Origin of the sequence: Kitasatospora sp. NPDC058162 (genome assembly GCF_042884005.1) — a bacterium.
In the GTDB taxonomy this organism is placed as follows: Bacteria; Actinomycetota; Actinomycetes; order Streptomycetales; family Streptomycetaceae; genus Kitasatospora.
Map to the genome: position 1 here is coordinate 50649 of NZ_JBHVUS010000045.1, position 19660 is coordinate 70308.

The following is a 19660-nucleotide window of genomic DNA, read 5'->3' on the forward strand; positions in this document are numbered from 1 at the left end:
GTACCGCACGACCCTCCCCGCCCGCTTCCCCAGCTGCTTCCCCACCCGCGGACCGGTACGGGCCCGCACCCTCCTACGGCCCGCACTACGTACGGCCGAGCACCCGTACCGTCCGCACCTCCCGTTCCGCACCGATCGGAAGACCACCCTCACATGACCCTCGCACCCGCGAGACGCGCCACCAAGCGCGGCCGGCTCGCCCTCGCCACCGCCCTGCTCTCGGCCACAGCCCTGGTCGCCGCCTGCTCCGGACCGCCGCACGGCGGGGGCACCGACCAGGCCGGCTACCAGCTCTCCGCCACCACCCCGCCGGCCAAGGGCGAGCTCGACTCCTTCACCTGGGCCACCTACGCCGAGCCGCCGACCCTCGACTACATCCAGGCCTTCGACTACCCGCAGAACACGATCCTCTCCAACGTCTGCGAGAGCCTGATGCGCTGGACCCCCCAGCTCACCCTGGCGCCCGGCCTGGCGGAGAAGGCCGCCAACCCCGACCCGACCACCTGGGTCTACGACCTGCGCTCGGGGGTGCACTTCCACGACGGCACGGTGATGACCGCCGACGACGTCGTGTACAGCCTCAGTCGGCAGACCGACCCCAACAACGCGGCGGCCTGGGCCCAGGTCTTCCAGAACGTCGACTCCATCACCAAGACCGGGCCGCTCCAGGCCACCGTCAAGCTCAAGCAGCCCGACTCCCAGTTCCCGCAGTACATGGCCACCGCCGCCGGCGTGGTCGCCGCCAAGGCCGGTGTGGAGGCCGCGGGCAAGGACTACGGCACCACCGGCGGCCTCGACTGCACCGGCCCCTTCAAGCTCGGCACCTGGGCCAAGGGCCAGTCGCTCGAACTCCAGCGCTTCGACGACTACTGGGGCACCAAGGCCAAGTCCAAGAAGGTCGTGTTCAGCTTCCTCACCGACTCCTCGGCCCGCACCAACGCGATGCTGACCGGCGACGTCGACGGCGGCTACCTGATCCCCACCGAGAGCTACGACCGGCTCAAGAAGAACGGCCCCGGCACGCTCTACTTCGGCGAGGGCCTGAGCACCGTCAACGTCAACGTCACCAACATGCAGGGCGCGCTCGGCGACGTCCGGGTGCGCCAGGCGCTGTCGCTGGCCCTGGACCGCTCCGGCTTCGTCAAGACCGGCCTGGCCGGCTCCGGCACCGTCACCGGCTCCCTCACCACCAAGGCCGCCTGGGGCTCCGCCCCCGACGACGTCCGCAAGAGCGCCTTCGACGGCCTCACCCCCACCACCCAGGACATCGACAAGGCCAAGGCCCTGGTCAAGGAGGCCGGCGCGAGCGGCAAGACGCTCGTCATGGCCACCAGCACCATCGGCCAGGACGTCTCCCTGCTCGCCACCGCCGTCCAGGCCGCGGGGACGAGGATCGGGCTCGACATCCAGCTCAAGACGATCGCCCCGAACGCCTTCACCGCGCTGTTCACCGACGCCAAGGCGCGCGAGGGCATCGACATGTTCCCGGAGACGTACTACGACTCCATCACCGACCCGCTCGACCTGCTCGTCAACTTCCGCACCGGCGCCTACCAGAACTTCGCGGGCTACAGCGACAAGGCCTACGACGACCTGGTCGACCAGGCCACCGCCGAGTACGACCCGGCCAAGCGCGGCGCGATCGAGGCCAAGCTCCAGCAGGCCGCCTCCCAGCAGCTGCTCTGGATCCCGGTCGCCGAGTGGCCCACCGCCGTCTTCCTCAACAAGCGGATCACCGGCGCCCCGACCACCATCTCGTACATGTACTACCCGTGGGCCGCCGATGTGGGGGCCGCACGGTGAGCTTCCTCCGATTCGCCGCCCGGCGGCTGGTCGAGATGGCGGTGACCCTGTTCGGTGCCTCGTTCGTGGTCTTCGGGGCCATGTACCTGGCGCCGGGCAGCCCCGCGAGCTTCCTCCTGTCGGGACGGTCGGCCTCGCCGGCCGCCCTCCAGGCCATCAACGAGCAGTACCACCTCGACGACCCCTTCCTGGTGCGGTACTTCCGCTGGCTCGGCCAGGTGCTCCAGGGCGACTTCGGACGCTCCATCACCTACCGCACCGACGTCTCCAAGCTGCTCGCCGACCGGCTGCCCGCCACCCTGCTGCTGGTCGGCATGGCCCTGGTGATCGTGGTCGTCATCGGCCTGGCGCTCGGCCGGCTCGGCGCGGTGCGCGGCGGCGCGACCGACTCCACCATCCTGGTCTCCACCACGATCGCCCTCGGCACGCCGTCCTTCGTCGCCGCCGTCCTGCTCCAGGGCCTGTTCGCGGTCAAGCTCGGCTGGTTCCCGGTCGGCGGCGTCGGCGACGGCTTCGGCGACATGCTCTGGCACCTCACCCTGCCGGCCCTCGCCCTCGCGCTCTACCTCATCGGCATGCTCGCCCGGGTCACCCGCTCGGCCATGCTGGAGGCCCTGGAGGGCGAGCACGTCACCGTGGCCCGCAGCCGCGGCGTCCCGGAGCGCGAGGTGATCCGCCGGCACGTCTTCCGCAACTCGCTGGGCACCGTGCTCACCACCGGCGGCCTGATCGTCTCCACCCTGCTGGTCTGCACCATCCTGGTCGAGTCCGCCTTCAGTATCGGCGGCATCGGCCAGCTCCTCGAACTGTCCACCACCACCAAGGACTTCCCGACCGTCCAGGCCATCTCCCTGATCATCGTGGCCCTGTTCATGACCGTGAACCTGATCGTCGACCTGCTCCACCCCCTGGTCGACCCCCGGGTCACCCTCGGCTCCCGGAGGTCCGACGCATGAGCACCGGTCTCACCCGACGGCCGGCCCTCACCCGCCGGCCCGGCCTCGGCCGGCTCAAGGCCGCCCGCGCCCCGCTCTACCTGGCCTGCCTCGGCTTCGCCGTCCTGGTGGTGCTCGCCGCGCTGCTCGCCCCCTGGCTGTCGCCGTACGACCCGAACGCCGTCGACCTCGGCAACGCCCTCGCCGGGCCCTCGCCCGAGCACCTGCTCGGCGTCGACACGGCCGGGCGCGACACCCTCTCCCGGCTGCTGCTCGGCGCCCGCACCTCGCTGCTCGGCCCGCTCGGCGTGGTCGTCTTCTCCACCGTCGCCGGGATCGCCGTCGGCCTCGCGGCCGGCTGGCGCGGCGGCTGGCTCGACTCCGTCCTCTCCCGCAGCACCGAACTGGTCTTCGCCTTCCCCGGCATGCTGCTCGCCATCCTGATCGTCTCGGTGTACGGCGAGGGCCTGCTCGCCCCCGTCGTCGCCCTCGCGATCGCCTACCTGCCCTACGTCTCCCGCCTCACCCGCTCCCTGGTGCTGGCCGAACGGACCCGGCCGTACGTCTCCGCCTACCAGGTCCAGGGCCACTCCGCCCTGCAGATCTGCCTGCGGCACGTCCTGCCCAACATCGCGCCGATCGTCCTCGCCCAGTCCGCGGTCAACTTCGGCTACGCCCTGATGGACCTCGCCGGCCTGTCCTTCCTCGGCCTCGGCGTCCCCGCCCTCACCCCCGACTGGGGCCGGATGGTCTTCGACGGCCAGACCGCGATCCAGCACGGCTACCCGCTCTCCGCGATCCTGCCCTGCGCCCTGATCGTGCTCACCGTCGTCGCCTTCAACGTGGTCGGCGAGCGCTGGGCCGACCAGGTCGCCCGGAGGTCCGCATGAACGACCACCGCACCACTGGAAGGACCGAGTGAACGCCCTCGACATCCAGGGCCTCCGGCTCCAACTGCCCGGCACCGCCCGGCCCGTCCTCGACGGCGTCGACCTCACCGTCGCCCCCGGCGAGACCGTCGCCCTGGTCGGCGAGTCCGGCTCCGGCAAGACCCTCACCTCCCGCACCGCCCTCGGCCTGCTGCCGCCCGGCGCCGCACCCGAGGGCGCCGTCCTGGTCGACGGCGACGACGTCCTGACCATGGCCCCCGACCGGCTGCGCGCCCTGCGCACCGGGCAGGCCGCGATGATCTTCCAGGACCCCCGGGCCGCCATCAACCCGCTGCGCCGGATCGGCGACTTCCTCACCGAGAGCGTGCGCCTCACCGGCACCATGAGCGCCGCGGACGCCGACCGGCGGGCCGTCGAACTCCTCGACGCCGTCGGCCTCGGGCCGGAACTGCTGGGCCGCTACCCCGGGCAGCTGTCCGGCGGGATGCTGCAACGCGTGATGATCGCCGCCGCCCTGATGGGCGACCCGATCCTGCTGCTCGCCGACGAGCCCACCACCGCGCTCGACGTCACCAGCCAGGCCGAGGTGGTCGCCCTGCTCGGCCGGCTGCGCGAACGCTTCGGCACCGGGCTGCTGTTCGTCACCCACGACCTCGGCCTCGCCGCCGCGATCAGCGACCGGGTCTACGTCATGTACGCCGGGCGGATCGCCGAGACCGGCCCGGCCGCCGAGCTCTTCGCCCGGCCCCGCCACCCCTACACGGCCGCCCTGCTCGCCTCCACCCCCCGGCTGGACGCGCCGGCCGGCCGGCTCGCCGCCATCGACGGCCAACCACCCGACCTGCGGCAGGAGTTGACCGGCTGCGCGTTCGCCGCCCGGTGCTCCTACGCGACCGAGGTGTGCCGGGAGCAGACGCCCGAGCTGGCGGGGGAACACCCTGCGGCCTGCCATCACCCGCTGGAAGGGAGCCGCGCCGATGCCTGAGCCCGTACTCCAGGTGACCGGGCTGCACCGGACCTTCGGCAGCGTCCGGGCGGTGGACGACGTCTCCTTCACCCTCGACGCCGGCGCCTCGCTCGGCATCGTCGGCGAGTCCGGCTCCGGCAAGACCACCACCGCGCGGATCATCGTCGGCCTCGAACAGGCCGACGAGGGGCAGGTCACCGTCCTCGGCCGCGCCCGGGCCGGCCGTGCCCGCGGCAAGGCGGAGCGGCTGGCCCGCGCCCGCGAGGTGCAGATGGTCTTCCAGGACCCGTACCTCTCCCTCGACCCGCGCACCAGCGTCGAGGCCGTCCTGCGGGAGACCCTGCGGCTGCACTTCCCCGACACCGACCACCAGGCCCGGATCAGGGAACTCCTCGACCAGGTCGGGCTCGGCACCCGGGCCGCCGACGCGCTGCCCCGCCAGCTCTCCGGCGGCCAGCGCCAACGCGTCGCCATCGCACGGGCGTTGGCGGTGGAGCCGGCCGTCCTGGTGCTGGACGAGGCGGTCGCCGCGCTGGACGTCTCGGTCCAGGCGCAGGTGCTCAACCTGCTCGCCGACATCCGCGAGCAGACCGGCATCGGCTACCTCTTCATCACCCACGACCTGGGCGTGGTCCGGTGCGTCACCGACGAGGTGGTGGTGATGCGGCACGGCCGGATCGTCGAGGCCGGGCCGACCGCCCAGGTCCTCGACGACCCGCAGCACGCCTACACCGCGCTGCTGCTGGAGTCCGTCCCGCGGCCCGGCTGGGATCCCGACGGGATCGCGGCCGCGCGCCGCGCGCTGTAGGACGGCCCGGGGCCGGCAGGTGGTGGGACCTGCCGGTCCCGGGCGAGGGGCGGTGCCGTGGTGCGGCGCCGCCCCTCAGCCGTACCGCGCCCGTGCCGCCTGGTGCCGCCCGCGCGCCCGTGCCGCCCTCACCCGTACCGCCCGTGCGCCCGAGCGGCATCACCTGAACGGCGGAGCCGCGCCGCGCCGGAAGCCGACCCCCCTTTCAGTAGCCTGCGGAGCCGAACCCGACACCTACCGGAACGAGGCCCCATGGCTCCCTCCCGGCCGTCCCGCCGTGTGCTCCTCCAGTCCGGGGCCGCGCTCGCCGCCCTGGCCCTGGCCGGCGGCTGCTCCTCCGACAGCACGGCCGACGGGCAGTCCGGTTCGAGTGGCACGGCCGCGGGCACCCCGTCCCCGTCCGGCACCCCGTCCCCGTCCGGCAGCCAGGCCGCCGCCCGGGTGATGCCCGCCGAGTCGAGCCCGCACACCCGCACCTTCATGGCCTGGCCCGCCCTGGAAGAGGTGTGGGGCGACCAACTCCCCGGCGTCCGCCAGGACATCGCCTCGCTCGCCCAGGCGATCGCCGGCTTCGAACCGGTCGTCCTGCTGGCCCGCCCCGACCAGGCCGACCAGGCCCGCCAGGCCTGCGGCTCCTCGGTCGAGGTGCTGGAGCTGATGGTCGACGACCTGTGGGCCCGGGACACCGGACCGACCTTCGTCACCGGCGCCCAGGGCCTGGCCGGAGTCGACTTCAACTTCAACGGCTGGGGCGGAAAGCAGACCCACACCAACGACAGCCAGGTCGCCCGCAACCTCCTCGACCACTACGACATCACCCGCGTCCAGGCGCCGATCACCGGCGAGGGCGGCGGCATCGAGGTCGACGGCGAAGGCACCCTGATGGCCTGCGAGAGCTCCTGGGTCAACGACAACCGCAACCCCGGCAAGAGCCGCGACCAGATCGAGGCGGACTTCAAGGAGCTGCTCGGCGTCCAGAAGGTGATCTGGTTCAAGGGCGTCGCCGGACAGGACATCACCGACTGCCACGTCGACGCCCTCGCCCGCTTCGCCGAACCCGGCACCGTCGTCCTGCACCGCCCGGCCGCCGACACCCCGCCGGACGTCTGGACCACCGCCTCCGCCCAGGCCGTCCAGGTGCTCCAGTCCGCCACCGACGCCAAGGGCCGCACGCTCAAGGTGGTCGACCTCCCCGAGCCCGACTTCGACCTGATCCAGGGCGCGGGCAAGAACTTCCTCGCCACCTACATCAACTACTACGTCTGCAACGGCGGCGTGATCGTCCCGAAGTTCGGCGACCAGGCCGCCGACGACAAGGCGGTCGGCATCATCGGCGACCTCCACCCCGGCCGCAAGGTCACCCAGGTCTCCATCAACCACATCGCCGCGGGCGGCGGCGGCATCCACTGCGCCACCCAACAACAGCCCGCCACCGCCCCGGCCTCCCCGGCCGCCTCCGCCGCCTCGTCGTGACGGGACCAGGCCGGCTGCGCGGCAACCGCTTCGTTGTCGCCCTGCTGATCCTCGCCGTGCTCTGCTCGGCCGGCATCGCGCTGTACCTCAACGAGCGCAACACCCGGCAGCAGACCCGGGAACTGGCCCTGCCGACCGTGGCGGACTGGATCGAACTCTCCCTCACCGCCCAGGACATCGACCCCGGGACGGGCGACCTCAGCCTCTACGTCGTGGCCGTCCCGCACGGCAGCCTCGCCGTGGGACCGGACTCCCTGGCGTTCACCCGGCAGGTCGACATCACCGTCCACTCGGCGGCCCGCACCGAGCTGCGGGCCGCGTCGGGGGACGTCGCGACACCGCAGTCGGTCCAGGCCAACCTCTTCCACGGCACCGAGTCCGACTACCCCTTCGACCGCTACCAGTTCGAACTGGGCTTCTCGGCCACGGACAGCGCCGGCGCGGTGCCGGTCGGCCTGGTCTTCGCGGACGCCGACCCGTTCTTCGTGGTGCGGCCCACCAGCACCCCGAACGCCTCCGGCGTGACCGTCCTGGAGGGCCGGGTCAGCAGGGCGCGCAGTACCTTCATCCTCGCCTGGTTCATGATCGCCGCGATGTGGGCGCTCGCCCTGGCCGTGCTGGCCGGTGCGGAGGTGCTCTACCGCGGCGGCCAGGGGCTGGTCTGGCCCTCGCTCGGCTGGATGGCGGCGACCCTCTTCGCGCTGATCGGCATGCGCAACGCGGCACCGGGCTCGCCGCCGGTCGGTTCGCTGATGGACTACGTCGCGTTCTTCTGGGCCGAGGGGATCATCGCCGCGAGCCTGGCCGTCACCGTCATCGCCGGGGTCCGGGTCGAGCACCGCAAGCGCCGCGCCGAGGCCGCGGAGGCTACGGAGGCCGACGAGCCGGACCCGCCGGGCCCGTCGCCCGCACCCGCCGGGCCCTGACGGAGCGCAGGCCCGGCCTCGCACCGGCCGCCACCGCCGCCGGTGTCAGGAGCCGAGGCGGGCCAGCTCGGCGTCGATCGCGTCGGCCATCAGCATGCGGGCGTGTGCCAGGGGCAGGCTGCCGCTGAGCCAGCGGGTGCTCAGCCCCTCCAGGAGCGCGGTGAGGCGCTCGGCCGCACCGGCCAGTGCGACGGCCGAGGACATCGGCTGAACGGTGCCGAGCAGTTCGGCGATCTCCTGGACCCAGACCCGGGTGGCGCGGGCGAGGTCCTCGCGCAGGGTCTCGTCGAAGACGGCGCTGGCCCGCAGCTCGCCCCAGGCGGTGCTGTTCTCCCGGACCTCGACGGTGTCCTGGAGCTCCAGCAGCAGGGTCTGCTCCAGCTCCTCGCGGGCCGTCAACGGCGGTGCGTCCGCGGCGCGTTCGGTCGTGTAGCGCTCGGCCCGGTCGTTGATGAACTCCAGCGTCTGCCGGAGGATCCCGGTGCGGTCCTTGAAGTGGTAGTAGATGAGCGCGGTGGACACGCCCGCCTCGGCGGCGAGCTCCTCCACGCGCAGTCCGCGCACCCCGCGCCGCGCGATCACCCGCGCGGCTGCTTCCATGATCGACGTTTTCCTACTGGCCACGGTTCACCACCTTACCCGCGGGGCGGGCCAAGATCACTCCGTATGCTGAAAGTCCCGTCAGGTGGGATTCCGGGGCGTGGTCGAACCTTCTGGCGACTTTCGGACAAGGTGGGCTCCGGAGGCGGAATTCTTGGGTCCTCCGCTGAACTTTCACGTCACCACCACCTAGGGTGACTCTCGTTCCGCCGCCGGGTGCGGGCCCGTTCGAGGAACTCCTTTCCCATCAACACCCCTGGAGTGCTACGGACATGATTCTGCGTCAGCTTTGGAAGCGCGCGACGGCGCTGGTCCTCGGTCGGGGATCCGGAGCCGCCGCGGCGGCGGTCGCGCTGGTCGCGGCCGTCGCCCTGGGCGGCACGGTCTCCGGCATGTCCGCGGCGGAGGCCAAGCCGGCCTGGGGGTGGGGCGGTCCGGGCAAGTGGAGCTGCTCCGGGCAGCCCGTCGCCGCCGGGAACGTCATCACCGACCACGACAGCTCGGGCTGCGGCGGCGCCGGCTCCTGGTACCAGCAGCCGGCCAAGAACGGCATCTGGACCTGTTCCGGCTCCCCGGTGGTGGCCGGCTACGTGATCACGGACCACCAGACCACCGGCTGCCGGGGCATGGGCGCCTGGCGGCACAGCCTCGTCCACAACGGCATCTGGACCTGCGCCGGCTCGCCCGTCGTGCCGGGCTACGTCATCAGCAACCACCTGCGGGCCGGCTGCGGCGGCATCGGCGCCTGGCAGCACAGCCTGCCGCACGACGGGATCTGGACCTGTTCCGGCTCCCCGGTGGTGGCCGGCTACGTGATCACCGGCCACCAGACCACCGGCTGCGACGGCGCGGGCGCCTGGCGCCACAACACCGCCCGCGCGGGCCTGTGGGGCTGCCCGGGCTCGCCCATTCCGGCCGGCTTCCGCTCCACCAGCTACGCGGCCTGGGCCTGCGACGGCCTCGGCGGCTGGCTGCTCGCCCGCGCCTGACGCCCCGGTCGGCGTTGTAGTCCCGGCCGTCCCGGTCGTCCTGTGCGGCCCGGTCCCGTCCTAGCGGGCCGGGTCGGACAGGACGGCCTGCGCCGCGTTGTGCCCCGGGATGCCGCTGACCCCGCCACCGCGGACGGCGCCCGCCCCGCACAGCAGGACGTTCGGGTGGGAGGTGGCCACGCCCCAGCGGGCGGCCGGGTCCGTCGGCTCCCCGTCGTCGGAGTCGGCGAAGGGGAAGGCCAGGTCGCGGTGGAAGATGTGCCCGCCCGGCAGCCCGAGCTCCCGCTCCAGCGCCGGCGGCGTCCGGGCCTCGACACAGGGCCGCCCGTCGGCGTCGACGGCCAGGCAGTCGGCGATCGGCTCGGCCAGCACCTCGTCCAGCTGCGCCAGGCTCGCGGCCAGCGCGCGCTCCTCGGCCGCCGGGTCGCCGAACAGCCGGGCGGGCATGTGCAGTCCGAAGAGCGTCAGGGTCTGGTAGCCCTGCCGGACGGCCTCCGGTCCGAGGATCGACGGGTCGGTGAGGGTGTGGCAGTAGATCTCGGCCGGCGGGGCCGAGGGCAGCCGCCCGGCCAGCGCCTCGGTGTACGCCGCCGCCAACTGCCGGTAGCCCTCGGCGATGTGGAAGGTCCCGGCGAAGGCCTCACGCGGGTCCACGGTCGTGTCGCGCAGGCGGGGCAGGCGGCGCAGCACCATGTTGACCTTGAGCTGGGAGCCCTCCGGTGCGGGCCCCGGGTGCTCGCCCAGCAGCCGGGCCAGGGTGGCCGGTGCGGTGTTCACCAGCACCCGGCGCCCCGCCACCGTCGCCTCGCCGTCCCGGTGCCGGTACGACACCTCGGCCTCGCCCCGGCCGTCGGTGGCGATGGCCGTCACTTCGCAGTCGGTCCGGATCTCCGCCCCGGCGGCCAGTGCGGCTCCGGCCAGGGCGTCCGTCACCGCGCCCATCCCGCCGACCGGGACGTCCCAGTCGCCGGTGCCGTTGCCGATGACGTGGTAGAGGAAGCAGCGGTTCTGCCGGAGCCCGGGGTCGTGGGCGTGGGTGAAGGTGCCGATCAGCGCGTCCGTCAGGACCACGCCGCGCACCAGGTCGTCGGTGAAGCTCCGTTCGATCTCCTCGCCGAGCGGCCGCTCGAACAGGGCCGTCCAGGCGGCCTCGTCGTCGACCCGGCGCCGCAACTCGGCGCGGCTGGGCAGCGGTTCGGTGAGGGTGGGGAAGACCCGCTGCGCGACCTCCGCCGTCGTCCCGTAGAAGCGCTGCCAGGCCTGCCACTCCCGGTCGGTGCCGGTGAGGGCCCGGAACGAGTCCCGGGTGCGGACGGGGTCGCCCGCGTCCACCAGGAGCCCGGTGGGCTTCCCGTCCCGCACGGTGGGGGTGTAGGAGGCGATCCGGCGGCGGCGCAGGTCGAGCCGCAGCCCGAGGTCCCGGACCACCTTCCGGGGCAGCAGGCTGACGAGGTAGGAGTAGCGCGACAGCCGGGCGTCCACGCCGGGGAACACCCGGGCGGAGACGGCGGCGCCGCCCACCCGGGACAGCCGTTCGAGGAGCAGTACCCGTCGGCCCGCCCGCGCGAGGTAGGCCGCTGCCACCAGTCCGTTGTGCCCGCCGCCGACGATGACGACGTCGTACCGGGAAGACGCGATCGTGGTCATCCGGTCACGGTACGCCACCGACCCGGACCGGGGAACCCGGCCGGCGTTGGAGGGGCCGTGATACGTTCCGGGGCCAGGGGGCGGACATGGATGCGACGTCGGCGGCGCGTGACGAGCTGGACCGGTTGGGACGGGCTCTACGGGGGCAACTGGTAGCCCTGGTGGAGGACTTGACCGTTCGGGTCCACCTCCGTCGGCTGGCCCTCGGCGAGCCGGAGGTCGCCGACCTGTCCGACCTGCCGGGGTACCGCTACTCGTTGGAGTACCAGGGCGATCGTCGGCCGGCCGTCAGCGCCGCCGAGACGGCGTCCCGGGCGGTGTCCCTCCTCGGCGCGGCCGGTTGGGACGTCACGACGTCCCAGGAGGAGGGCGACGGGTGGCTCTGGACGGTGATCGTCGCCCGCCGGGACGGTAGCCGGATCCGCGTCCTGACGAGCGACGACGCGCGCACGGTGGTGTTCCGCGGGCAGACGGCCGCACTGGCACTGTACGCGCCGGAGCCGGTGTGGGACCCGGTGCCGGTGCGGATCCCGGAGCCGGTGCCGGAGCCCCCGCCGGAGCCGGAACCGCAGCCGGTGCGCACGTCGGAGACCCTCACGCCCGGTTACGTCCTCTGCTACGAGTGCGACGGCCTCGGCCGGTGCCCCCGCTGCCACGGCCGTGGGTGGCTGCCCCGGCGGCCCGAGGGCAGGAGGCGGTGCGGTGAGTGCCGCACGACGAAGGTCTGCGCCATCTGCCGGGGCGGCGGCCAGCTGAGCGTCTACGGCTTGTCGTCCTATCAGCGCGGCTACTACCCGGAGCTGGACCGGGACTGACGCCGGTACCGGCTGAGGAGTCCGCCGGGTCCGCACACCCTTCACCAGCTCCACCAGCTCCACCGTTTCCCCGCGGAGCCCCCTGAATGTGAACGGGCGATGGGGCCCGGTGCCCCTCTGCTGCGGGGGTGTTTCGTTCTCATGTCCATGCTTCCTGGTCACTGGCGTCGCGCACCAGTCGTACACAGACTCGGACCTGCACGATCGTGCATTCGAATCCCGGCTCCAGGAAGTTCTGCCCGCATGCCTACCTCCCGCAGACCCGACGTTCCCCAGGCGCTCCCGCCGCACCTGGTGGGGAGGTGCCGCCCGTGCTCCGCTACGTGACACGCCGGGCGGCGGGCTGGCTCCTGGTGATCGCCGTGGCCACCAACGCCACCTACTTCCTTGCCAGTTGGTTCCTCGACCCGCGCTCGAACTTCAAGGAGCTGCGTCCGGTCCGCACCGAGGAGCAGATATCCCGGGCCCTGGCCCCGTACAACCTCGACCCGCACGAACCGCTGCTCCACCGCTGGTGGGACTGGCTGACCGGCGTGGTCCTGCGCTTCGACTGGGGCCGCTCCCCGGTCGGGGTCCAGGTGAACGGGGAGATCGGCTACCGCTCCCTGGTCAGCGCCGAGTTGGTGATCGGCGCGACGGTCCTGTCGGTCGTCGTGGGCGTTGCGCTCGCGGTCCACACCGCCTCGCGCCAGTACGGCTGGCGGGACCGGGCGGCCCAGGCCCTCTCCATGGCGCTCTTCAACGTCCCGGTGTCCATCGCCGCCCTCGGCCTGGTGCTGCTGGCCATCCGGCTGAACGAGCACGCCGGCTGGCACTTCCTGTACGTCGCGGGGGAGAACTCGCCCGGCGTGGAAGGGTTCTGGGCGACGGTCGGTGACCGGCTGCTGCACCTGATCCTGCCGACGCTGACGCTCACCCTCACCGGGTACGTGGGCTACCACCTCACCCAGCGCTCCCTGCTGCTGGACGTCATCGGCTCCGACTTCGTGCGCACCGCCCGGGCCACCGGGCTCACCCGCGCCCAGGCGATCCGCCGGCACGCCCTGCGCACCGCCCTGATCCCCACCGCGCAGTCCGTGGCCTTCAGCATCCCGGCCGTCTTCACCGGCGCGGTCCTGACGGAGACGATCTTCGGCTGGAACGGCATGGGCCAGTACTTCATCCAGACCATCACTAAGAACGACGTGCACGGCACCGTGGCGACCGCCGCCTTCGCCGCCGCCCTGACCGCGGTCGGCGCGATCCTCGCGGACATCGCCACGGTCCTCCTCGACCCGAGAGTGCGGGTGAGCTGAGATGGGCACCCCTGTGAGTCCCGACGCGACCTCCGAGGTCGTCACCGCCACCGCCACCGGCACCGCCCGCTACCTGGGCCGGCGCCGCCTCTACCTGCGGCGCTTCCGGCGCAACCGCACCGCCGTCGCCGGCGTGGCGATCTTCCTGCTGCTCGTGCTGTTCAGCGCGCTCGGCGACCTGTTCACCCCCTACGGCTACGCGGACACCGACTTCTCGGCCCTGACCCAGGCGCCCAGTGCCGAGCACTGGTTCGGCACCAACCAGGGCGGCAACGACGTCTACGCCGCCGCCGTGCACGGCCTCCAGCGCTCGCTGGTGATCGCGGTGAGCGTGTCCGCGCTGACCGTCGCCATCGCCGCGGTCGTCGGCGCGGGCGCGGCCTACCTCGGGGGCCGGGTGGAGAAGGCCGGCCTCGCCGTCATCCACTTCCTGCTGATCGTGCCCTCCTTCCTCGTCCTCGCCCTGGTCTCGCACCGGCTGGCGGGTGACTGGCGGGTCCTCATCCTCGTCCTGACGGTGTTCGGCTGGATGTCCACCGCGCGCGTGGTCTGGTCGGTGTCGACGTCCCTGCGCGAGCGCGACTACGTGCGCGCCGCGGAGTTCATGGGCGTGCGCCCCCTGCGCATCGTGCTGCGCCACATCATTCCGAACCTGGGCTCCCTGCTCATCGTCAACCTCACCCTGGGCGTGGTCTCCACCGTGCTCAGCGAGACCGCCCTGTCCTTCCTCGGCTTCGGCGTGCAGACCCCGGACGTGTCGCTGGGCACCATGCTCGCCGACGGCGCGGGCACCATCACCAGCGCTCCCTGGCTCTTCGCCTTCCCCGCCGGGCTGACCGTCCTGCTCACCGTGTCGATGACCTTCGTCGGCGACGGCCTGCGCGACGCCCTCGACCCCACGTCCACCACCGGCGCGGCAGGAGGCCGACGATGACACTCGCACCCGCCCACCGCACCGGGCCCATCGAAGCCGACAGGCCCGCCGAGCCCGCCGGACCCGCACCCGTCCTGTCCGTACGCGACCTGCGCGTCACCTTCCCCTCCGAAGCCGGACCGGTGGAGGCCGTGCGCGGCATCGACTTCGACCTGCTGCCCGGACGCACCCTGGGCATCGTCGGCGAGTCCGGCTCGGGCAAGTCCGCCACCGCCCTCGCCGTCATGGGCCTGCTGCCGCCCACCGCGCGCCTCGGCGGCCGGATCCTGCTGGGCGGCCGCGACCTGGCGGCGATGGACGACAAGGCCCTCTCCCGGGTGCGCGGCAAGGACATCGGCATGGTCTTCCAGGACCCGATGTCCGCGCTCACACCCATCTTCAGCGTCGGCCGGCTGCTCTCCCAGGCCCTGCGCGTGCACCGGGAACTGTCGAAGAAGGACGCCTGGGAGCAGGCGGTGGAACTGCTCGACCTGGTCGGCATCCCCGACCCGCGCGAACGCGCCAAGTCCTTCCCGCACGAGTTCTCCGGCGGCATGCGCCAACGCGTCGTCATCGCCCTGGCCATCGCCAACAAGCCCTCGGTCCTGGTCGCCGACGAGCCCACCACGGCGCTCGACGTCACCGTCCAGGCCCAGATCCTCGACGTGCTGCGGCTGGCCCAGCGCGAGACCGGCGCCGGTCTCGTCCTGATCACCCACGACCTGGGCGTGGTGGCGGGCCACGCCGACGACGTCGCCGTCATGTACGCCGGACGGATCGTCGAGCACGCGAGCGTCGACGAGCTCTTCCGCCGTCCCACGATGCCGTACACCGCCCGCCTGCTCGGCAGCGTCCCCACCGTGGACAGCGGCGTCGAACGGCCCCTGATCCCGGTCGGCGGAGAACCGCCGTCCCTGGTCGGCCTGCCCGGCGGCTGCCCCTTCGCGCCGCGCTGCGCGGTGGCCCAGGACGTCTGCCGGACCACCGAACCGGACCTGACCGCAGTGCACTTGCCCGCACCAGGTGCGCAGCACAACCGCGTCGCCTGCCACCGTGCGCAGGAGATCGCCGACGGAACCCTCGACCCGGCTGGGCAGACCGCCCCCGTGCCGCCGGCCGGCGCCGTAGCGCGGAGCGCCGGCGAGGTGGTCCTGCGCGTGGAGGACTTGGTCAAGACGTTCCCCGTCACCAAGGGCGCCCTCCTCAAGCGCCGGGTGGGCACCCTGCACGCGGTCAACCACGTCAGCTTCGAACTGCGCGCGGGCGAGACCCTGGGCCTGGTGGGGGAGTCCGGCAGCGGCAAGACCACCACCCTGCGCGAGGTGCTGCGGCTGCGCGCCCCCGAGGGCGGCCGCATCGAAGTGGCCGGCACCGACGTCGCCACGCTGCGCTCGGCTGCCCAGGTGCGCGAGCTGCGGCGAGACATCCAGATCGTCCTCCAGGACCCGACGGACGCCCTGGACCCCCGGCTGACCGTCTTCGACCTGCTGGCCGAACCGCTCCAGGCCGCCGGTGCCGACCGGGCGGCCATCCGGTCCCGGGTCACCCGACTCCTGGACCTGGTGGGCCTGGACCGCGCCATGGGCGACCGCTTCCCCGCCGCCCTGTCCGGCGGCCAGCGCCAGCGCGTCGGCATCGCCCGGGCCCTGGCCCGCGAGCCGAAGCTGCTGGCGCTGGACGAGCCGCTGTCCGCGCTGGACGTCTCCGTGCAGGCCGAGATCATCAACCTGCTCGCCCGGCTGAAGCGCGAACTGGGCCTGGCCTACCTGCTGGTGGCCCACGACTTGGCCGTGGTGCGCTACGTCTCCGACCGCATCGCGGTGATGTACCTCGGGCACATCGTCGAGTCCGGCGCCACCGAGGAGATCTTCGCCCAGCCCCGGCACCCGTACACCAAGGCCCTGCTGTCGGCGATCCCGGTGCCCGACCCGGAGCGCGAGCGCCACCGCGAGCGCATCGTCCTCGCGGGCGAGCAGCCCAGCGCCACCCGGCTCCCGGAGGGCTGCGTGTTCGTCGACCGCTGTCCGCTGTACCGGGAGGCCGACGAGGCCGTACGGACGCGCTGCCGCACCGAGCGGCCCGCGACCGTCGGCGCCCCGGACGGCGCTGACCACCAGTACGCCTGCCACGCGGTCTGACACCCGCCGCTTCCTCCGTCTTCCCTTCTCCTCCCCTTCTTCCTCTCCCCTTCTCACCGATTCCCACCAAGGACATCCCATGCGCCGGAAGCTCGCCCTGTCCCTCGCGCTCGTCGCGGCCGTCTCGGTCGCCGCCACCGCGTGCTCCTCCTCGTCCTCCTCCGGCGGTTCCTCCTCCGGCGGTTCCTCTGGGCAGAACGCCAAGAACGCCGCCAAGGTCGCGTCCTCGGTCACCGACTACAACCCCCAGCCGTACGAGAACATCAAGGACGGCGGCACCTACACCACCGCGGGGACCTTCGACGAGCAGGGCAACCCCTTCAACGTCAACAGCACCCTGAACGCCCTGCGGATCTGGTCCTGGTACAACGCCCGCGCCATCAGCTACTCGCCCACCGGCGAGGTCCAGTACAACCCGGACTACTACAGCGACGTGAAGGTCTCCGTCGAGGGCGGCGACCAGAAGGTCGTCATCACCCTCAACCCCAAGGCCGTGTTCAACGACGGCACCCCCATCGACTGGCGGGCCATCGAGGCCACCTGGAAGGCGAACAACGGCTCGGACAAGGACTACGCGGCCAACTCCACCGACGGCTACGACCGCATCACCTCCGTCACCCGGGGCGCGGACGACAAGCAGGCGGTCATCGCCTTCAAGGGCGTCAACCCCTCCTGGTCGGCGCTGTTCACCACCTTCCTGCACCCCGCGGCCGCCACCGTCGACAACTTCAACAAGGCGTACGTCAAGACCGCCCACCCCGAATGGGGCACCGGACCGTACACCGTGGGCACCTGGGACGAGCACTCCGGCAACATCACCTTCGTGCGCAACCCCAACTGGTGGGGCCGGAAGGGCAAGCTCGACAAGCGCGTCTACGTCAACCTGGAGAGCGCCGCCTCGACCAACGCCTTCAAGAACGGCGAGCTCGACTACACCTCCGCCGTGGACGCGGAGAACCTCAAGCAGGTGAAGGCGGTCAAGGACGCCGAGATCCGCAGCGGCGGCAGCCCCTTCGAGTACTCGCTGTACCTCAACGCCAAGTCCCCGCTCCTCGGTGACGTCCAGGTCCGCAAGGCGGTGCAGGAGAGCATCGACCGCGCGCAGATAGCCAAGATCCGCTTCCAGGGCCTCGACTACACCGAGCCGCTGCCCGGGTCGGCCGTGCTCTACAGCTTCCAGCAGGGCTACCAGGACAACGTCGCCGCTGTCCTGAAGTACGACCCGGAGGAGGCCCGGAAGACCCTGGACGCGGCCGGCTGGAAGCCCGGACCCGACGGCGTCCGCACCAAGGACGGCAAGCAGCTCGAACTCGGCTACACCCTGCTCGGCGACGACCCGATCGAGAAGGCCACCGCCGGAGCGCTCACCGCGATGCTCAAGACCGTCGGCGTGAAGGTGGACGTCAACAAGGTCTCCGAGAACGACTTCTCCAAGGTGCTCAGCGAGCGCCGTTTCGACCTCTTCATCTCCGGCAACCGCTCGACGGACCCCTTCGGCGCGCGCTACCTGTGCGACTTCTACTGCTCGGACCGCGACTCCAACATCACCGGCGCCGGCACCCCCGAACTGGACAAGGAGATCCGCGCCACCGGCGAGATCGCCGACCTCGGCCAGCAGATCGAGGCCGTCAACAAGGTCGAGCAGAAGGCCCTCCAGCAGTACGCGTTCCTGCCGCTCTACAGCGGCCCCTCCACCTACGGCATCAAGAAGGGCCTCGCCAACGTCGGCGCCACCATCTTCCTCAGCCCGCTGCCCGAGACCATCGGCTGGCAGAAGTAGTACGGGCCGATCCCGCCGTTCCGGCCGTTCTGCCGGTGGGTCGGGGCATGGGCGCCGTGGAAAGCTCCGTGCCCTTACCTCATTCAGGCCCCAATCACCGTTCGACGACGTACTGTTGGTGAGATCGGTCATGTTCACTTCAGAACACCGACAAGAAGGAGTGACCCTCCCTTGACCACTCACCTCAGGACCAGCGTCCGCGCCCGCGTGCGGGTGCTGCCCGCGCTGGCCGCGACGCTGTGCGGGATCATCGGCGGCACCGCGCTCGGGACCTCCCCGGCCGCCGCGGCCGACCAGCGCCACCCGATCTACGCCATCGCCCACCGGGTCGACACCCTGGACGGCGTGGACGCCGCGCTCAAGCACGGTGCCAACGGCATCGAGATCGACGTCTGCGCCTGGTGGAACCCGAACGAGTGGCGCGCCTACCACGACTGTTCCTCGGCGGGCGAGAACCGGCTCGGCCCCAGCTTCGACAGCATGATCGACCGCATCCTCTCCAACGCCAACGCGGGCCGCCGGCTGTCGCTGGTCTGGCTGGACATCAAGGACCCCAACTACTGCGGAGAGGAGCCGAACCGCACCTGCAGCGTCGCCGGCCTGCACGACAAGGCGCAGCGATTGACCGCCGCCGGCATCCAGGTCCTCTACGGCTTCTTCGAGTACCACGGCGGCAACGCCCCGGACGTCGGCGGCCGCGGCTGGAAGAGCCTGGAGGGCAAGCTCGGCCGCCTGGAGGGCATGACCACCACCGGCACCCGCGACCAGGCCCGCAACGCCTTCGACCGGTCCGGCGCGGGCATCCCCGTCGGCCACCGGGCGATGGACTACGGCGACACCGACATCACCAAGGGGTTCGGCAACTGCACCGAGGCCACCTGGAACACCTGCGCGGAACTGAAGAAGGGAGCGGCCGACCGGGCAGCCGGCCAGCTCGCCGCCACGCTGTCCTGGACGGCCACCTACAACGACCCCTGGTACGTCGACAAGCTGCTCGGCGACGCCCAGGTCGACGGCATCATCGCGGGCTACGGTGCCTTCACCGGCGTGCGGGAGTACGACGACAGCTGGCAGTGCGCCAACGCGATCAACCTGGTCCGCGACTGGGTCAACCACCACAGCGGCAGCCACCGCATGGCCAACAGCGGCGACCGCCTGTTCAGGTAGGGGACCGTCAGCCCTGGGCCGTGGCGGTACGGCTGTCTGGCTGTACGGCGGTGCGGCGGTATGGCGGTACGGCCCGGGGCTGGGCATTTGTTTCGAGCGCGGAGTAGGGGTACTGTCTCCCAGTCGCCTGGCAGGGAGCACCGGACACGCGTTTGCGCGGACGGTTCCGGGGCGGCCAATCCACGAGAAACAGCAGGGTCTGCTTCGGCATGCCCAGTTATCGGGGTTGCGGCCGGATTCGCTTTTCGGAGCGGGGGTCGGCTAGAGTTTGAAACGTCGGACAGGGCGTCAAGCCCCGGAAGACACCGGCGAGTTGGATGACGAAGCCCCGAAAAACGGAGCGGAAAACATCTGATAAGCTGGAAACACGAAAGAACGAAGCGCCCGGAGGGCCCGCTGGAAGGCGGTCCGAAGGAAGTGTCCGTTCCTTGAGAACTCAACAGCGTGCCAAAAGTCAACGCCAGATATGTTGACATCCCCGGCCTCGATCGTCTGATCGGGGTTGGAGATTCCT

16 protein-coding genes are annotated in these 19660 nt (G+C 71.9%); 14 read left to right on the plus strand and 2 right to left on the minus strand.

What is annotated here, in order from left to right; genetic code table 11:
* Nucleotides 1-153: 153 nt before the first annotated feature.
* The 7 genes from ACFVXG_RS41340 to ACFVXG_RS41370 all read left to right on the plus strand — a co-directional run bounded on the left by ACFVXG_RS41340 (nt 154) and on the right by ACFVXG_RS41370 (nt 7802).
* Nucleotides 154-1803, plus strand: coding sequence for an ABC transporter substrate-binding protein (locus ACFVXG_RS41340; protein ID WP_387935593.1), 1650 nt, complete (start codon nt 154-156; stop codon nt 1801-1803).
* The gene (locus tag ACFVXG_RS41345) at nt 1800-2759 is read left to right on the plus strand and encodes an ABC transporter permease (RefSeq protein ID WP_387935595.1); all 960 of its coding nucleotides are present in this window, start codon (nt 1800-1802) and stop codon (nt 2757-2759) included. The genes ACFVXG_RS41340 and ACFVXG_RS41345 overlap by 4 nt, the downstream gene beginning before the upstream one ends.
* Complete coding sequence (locus tag ACFVXG_RS41350) at nt 2756-3628, plus strand: ABC transporter permease (RefSeq protein WP_387935597.1); 873 nt, start codon at nt 2756-2758, stop codon at nt 3626-3628. The genes ACFVXG_RS41345 and ACFVXG_RS41350 overlap by 4 nt, the downstream gene beginning before the upstream one ends.
* Nucleotides 3629-3656: 28 nt before the next feature.
* The gene (locus tag ACFVXG_RS41355; protein WP_387935599.1) at nt 3657-4613 is read left to right on the plus strand and encodes an ABC transporter ATP-binding protein; all 957 of its coding nucleotides are present in this window, start codon (nt 3657-3659) and stop codon (nt 4611-4613) included.
* Nucleotides 4606-5403, plus strand: coding sequence for an ABC transporter ATP-binding protein (locus ACFVXG_RS41360; protein WP_387935601.1), 798 nt, complete (start codon nt 4606-4608; stop codon nt 5401-5403). Before ACFVXG_RS41355 ends, ACFVXG_RS41360 begins: the two co-directional genes overlap by 8 nt.
* A gap of 252 nt (nt 5404-5655) precedes the next feature.
* A complete protein-coding gene (locus ACFVXG_RS41365; RefSeq protein WP_387935603.1) occupies nt 5656-6876 on the plus strand; it encodes an agmatine deiminase family protein in 1221 nt (406 codons plus the stop codon).
* A complete protein-coding gene (locus tag ACFVXG_RS41370) occupies nt 6873-7802 on the plus strand; it encodes a DUF4436 family protein (protein ID WP_387935605.1) in 930 nt (309 codons plus the stop codon). The genes ACFVXG_RS41365 and ACFVXG_RS41370 overlap by 4 nt, the downstream gene beginning before the upstream one ends.
* A gap of 45 nt (nt 7803-7847) precedes the next feature.
* Here the strand turns inward: ACFVXG_RS41370 and ACFVXG_RS41375 are convergent, their stop codons facing one another.
* Nucleotides 7848-8402: a TetR/AcrR family transcriptional regulator gene (locus tag ACFVXG_RS41375; protein WP_387935607.1), complete on the minus strand. Its 555-nt coding sequence runs from the start codon at nt 8400-8402 to the stop codon at nt 7848-7850.
* A gap of 272 nt (nt 8403-8674) precedes the next feature.
* Here ACFVXG_RS41375 and ACFVXG_RS41380 point away from each other — a divergent pair, with 272 nt between their 5' ends.
* The gene (locus tag ACFVXG_RS41380) at nt 8675-9391 is read left to right on the plus strand and encodes a hypothetical protein (protein ID WP_387935609.1); all 717 of its coding nucleotides are present in this window, start codon (nt 8675-8677) and stop codon (nt 9389-9391) included.
* 60 nt (nt 9392-9451) lie between these two features.
* On the opposite strand, the gene ACFVXG_RS41385 is transcribed toward ACFVXG_RS41380, so the two are convergent.
* On the minus strand, nt 9452-11038 hold the full coding sequence (locus tag ACFVXG_RS41385) for a phytoene desaturase family protein (RefSeq protein ID WP_387935611.1): 1587 nt from the start codon (nt 11036-11038) through the stop codon (nt 9452-9454).
* 170 nt (nt 11039-11208) lie between these two features.
* On the opposite strand from ACFVXG_RS41385, the gene ACFVXG_RS41390 reads away from it, so the two are divergent.
* The 6 genes from ACFVXG_RS41390 to ACFVXG_RS41415 all read left to right on the plus strand — a co-directional run bounded on the left by ACFVXG_RS41390 (nt 11209) and on the right by ACFVXG_RS41415 (nt 19146).
* Nucleotides 11209-11853 (plus strand): hypothetical protein, encoded by a 645-nt coding sequence (locus ACFVXG_RS41390; RefSeq protein ID WP_387935613.1) that lies wholly within the window; start codon nt 11209-11211, stop codon nt 11851-11853.
* Between the two features lie 311 nt (nt 11854-12164).
* Nucleotides 12165-13148, plus strand: a complete 984-nt coding sequence (locus ACFVXG_RS41395) for an ABC transporter permease (protein WP_387935614.1) — start codon at nt 12165-12167, stop codon at nt 13146-13148.
* A 1-nt stretch (nt 13149) separates the two neighbouring features.
* The gene (locus ACFVXG_RS41400; protein WP_387935616.1) at nt 13150-14082 is read left to right on the plus strand and encodes an ABC transporter permease; all 933 of its coding nucleotides are present in this window, start codon (nt 13150-13152) and stop codon (nt 14080-14082) included.
* On the plus strand, nt 14079-16199 hold the full coding sequence (locus ACFVXG_RS41405; RefSeq protein ID WP_387935618.1) for a dipeptide ABC transporter ATP-binding protein: 2121 nt from the start codon (nt 14079-14081) through the stop codon (nt 16197-16199). The genes ACFVXG_RS41400 and ACFVXG_RS41405 overlap by 4 nt, the downstream gene beginning before the upstream one ends.
* A 79-nt stretch (nt 16200-16278) precedes the next feature.
* Nucleotides 16279-17979, plus strand: a complete 1701-nt coding sequence (locus ACFVXG_RS41410; protein WP_387935620.1) for an ABC transporter family substrate-binding protein — start codon at nt 16279-16281, stop codon at nt 17977-17979.
* Nucleotides 17980-18150: 171 nt separating this feature from the next.
* Nucleotides 18151-19146, plus strand: coding sequence for a phospholipase (locus ACFVXG_RS41415; RefSeq protein ID WP_387935621.1), 996 nt, complete (start codon nt 18151-18153; stop codon nt 19144-19146).
* Nucleotides 19147-19660 lie beyond the last annotated feature (514 nt).

Excerpts from the sequence above, each read along its gene's own strand:
- ACFVXG_RS41340 (WP_387935593.1), top strand. The coding sequence starts at position 154 with ATGACCCTCGCACCCGCGAGACGCGCCACCAAGCGCGGCCGGCTCGCC.
- ACFVXG_RS41350 (WP_387935597.1), top strand. The coding sequence starts at position 2,756 with ATGAGCACCGGTCTCACCCGACGGCCGGCCCTCACCCGCCGGCCCGGC.
- ACFVXG_RS41360 (WP_387935601.1), top strand. The coding sequence starts at position 4,606 with ATGCCTGAGCCCGTACTCCAGGTGACCGGGCTGCACCGGACCTTCGGC.
- ACFVXG_RS41365 (WP_387935603.1), top strand. The coding sequence starts at position 5,656 with ATGGCTCCCTCCCGGCCGTCCCGCCGTGTGCTCCTCCAGTCCGGGGCC.
- ACFVXG_RS41375 (WP_387935607.1), bottom strand. The coding sequence starts at position 8,402 with ATGGAAGCAGCCGCGCGGGTGATCGCGCGGCGCGGGGTGCGCGGACTG.
- ACFVXG_RS41380 (WP_387935609.1), top strand. The coding sequence starts at position 8,675 with ATGATTCTGCGTCAGCTTTGGAAGCGCGCGACGGCGCTGGTCCTCGGT.
- ACFVXG_RS41385 (WP_387935611.1), bottom strand. The coding sequence starts at position 11,038 with ATGACCACGATCGCGTCTTCCCGGTACGACGTCGTCATCGTCGGCGGC.
- ACFVXG_RS41400 (WP_387935616.1), top strand. The coding sequence starts at position 13,150 with ATGGGCACCCCTGTGAGTCCCGACGCGACCTCCGAGGTCGTCACCGCC.
- ACFVXG_RS41405 (WP_387935618.1), top strand. The coding sequence starts at position 14,079 with ATGACACTCGCACCCGCCCACCGCACCGGGCCCATCGAAGCCGACAGG.
- ACFVXG_RS41410 (WP_387935620.1), top strand. The coding sequence starts at position 16,279 with ATGCGCCGGAAGCTCGCCCTGTCCCTCGCGCTCGTCGCGGCCGTCTCG.